The 2,052-nt window shown below is 66.2% G+C and carries 2 protein-coding genes; both read right to left on the bottom strand.

The window, feature by feature from the left end:
- On the bottom strand, positions 1–893 hold an 893-nt coding region (locus Q9Q40_10615; protein ID MDQ7007676.1), incomplete at its 3' end, for a hypothetical protein.
- On the bottom strand, positions 890–2,052 hold a 1,163-nt coding region (locus Q9Q40_10610; protein ID MDQ7007675.1), incomplete at its 5' end, for a sulfatase-like hydrolase/transferase. The genes Q9Q40_10615 and Q9Q40_10610, both read right to left, overlap by 4 nt.

Raw genomic sequence — 2,052 nt, 5'->3', positions numbered from 1 at the left:
TGGGACCAGTGGTGATCGGTGATCGCCACGAAATCGAGCCCCGCCTCCTCGCGCGCCCAGCGATAGGCAGCCTCCGGCTTGCCGGCGGAATCGGAGGAAAAGCGCGTGTGGGCCTGCAGATCGCCCCAGAACAGCGAGGTCTGCTCTCCGCCATTCCCCTGCCTGACCATCACCGGCCAGTCGCGCATCTCGATCGTCTCGCCGCTTGCTGCCCGCAAACGCACCTGCTGCAGGCCGGGAGTGCGGAAGATGATCTGAGCGCTGGTGTGAGCTTGCGTGAGAGAAACCATCGCCGGCAACTCGGCCTTCGGGTCGGTGGTCTCCCACTGCAAGTCGAACGCGACACCGTGAGCCGGATCGGCGCCCCGCGTAGCCGCCCGGACGACCACCTCCAGATCGACGGCCTGCCCGACCTGCACGATCGACGGACCGCGAACTTCGATACTAGCCGGAGCGAGGCTCTCGACCCGGCAATTCCCCGCCAGTAGGGGAGGTGGGACCGGGCCGGCGCCCAGGGGACGAGCCATCTCGTCGAGTTCCCGTGGGAGGAAGGTACGCTCCTTCCCGCCACAATCGACCGTCAGCCGGGTCTTGCCGCTGCCCTCGATCTCCACCACCACCGAGCGCAGGTCCCGTGGACCCGCAATCGTCGACCAGCCCCAGCGGGCCCGGTCGAGGAAATCACCTCGAGCCGTGTCGAATCCCCGGGACTGGAAGCCGATCACGCGCCCCGCCTCCACGGACAGATGCCCCACGTAGCGTGCCTCACGCATCTTCGGCTGCGGCCAGGTGATCAACAGCCGCCAGTGTCGCGTAGGCGTAGGCGGACATCCAGGCAGCGCGAGCAACACCACCGCCGCAAGCCAGATCGAGCACACCCGGAGAAGGATCATGGGAGCTCCGAGTCCAGCTTCTCGAAACAGCGCCGCGCTCCCTGCTCGGGACAGGTCTGAGCGGCGAGGTCCCCGAAGGCGTCCACTTTTCCTGGAGCGGCGGTCCTCGCACAGGTCACGTTTTTCGGGGCACCCGGCCCACCGTTCGCCGCGCCGCCGACGTATCCGATCGAGCGCAGCCGAGCCTCGGCCTGTTCAACGATTTCCCGCGGCAGCATGGCCCGGGGCACCTTCGAGGATTTCTGCTGATCGAGAGCGTCGACCAGCATGCGACGCATCTCGCGCAAACGGCCGGGATCGCTCGCCGCAATATCACTCTTTTCATCGGGATCTTGCTGCAAGTCGAAGAGAGACTCGCGGCATTGCCGATGTTCGAGCACGTACTTGTAACGGGTGGTGCTCACCGCCGTCCAGCAGCCGCGCCGTACCGTCTGGCTGATGACCGGTTCGGCTGCCGGCGCTTCCCCCGGCGAGGGCAGCGTGGATCGGGCACCGAAGTCGTCTCCCGGGATCCCCGTCCAGGCCAGCAGGCTCCGACCCACGCTGGCCGTGGATACCGCCTGCTCGACCACCCCGGGCGCTTCGCCGGGGCGGCGCACCATCAGCGGAACGTGGATCAGAGTCTCGTCGAGGCGATTGGTGTGTCCGAGCCAGCCGTGTTCGAGGAAGGCCTCCCCATGGTCGGCCAACACCACTACCAACGTATGGGGGGCCAGTTCGAGATCTTCGAGCTTGGCCAGAATCTGCTCCAGGTAGCGGTCGGTGTAGGCCACCTCACCCTCGTACTGCCCCTCGAGCCATTCCGCCTCTGCGGGAGTCACCGGATCCTCGACCCACTTCAGGCATTGAACGTCTTCCCGCGCGGGCCGTTGGCCCGAACGAAAGTAACCGTCCCATGGCACGGGGGGATTGTAGTTGTAGTGCGGATCCCAGAGGTGAACCCAGATAAAGAAGCGCTCGCCCTTCCACTGCTCGAGACGAGCGAGGACCTTCCCTACCAGTGAGGGTGACGACAACCGGTTGTGGCCGAAGTTCTCCTGGTCGTAGACCTCGAAGCCGCGGCCGAAGCCATACTCCGAGCGCAGAGTGACCGCCGGCGTGAAGGCTGCGGTACGATAGCCGGCCTGACGGAAACGTTCGGCGACGGTGGGCACGGTCG

The organism is Acidobacteriota bacterium, from assembly GCA_030949985.1.
Lineage (GTDB): Bacteria > Acidobacteriota > Polarisedimenticolia > J045 > J045 > JALTMS01.
Note: the sequence above shows the minus strand (reverse complement) of the source record. Positions and strands in the feature narration are given on the sequence as shown.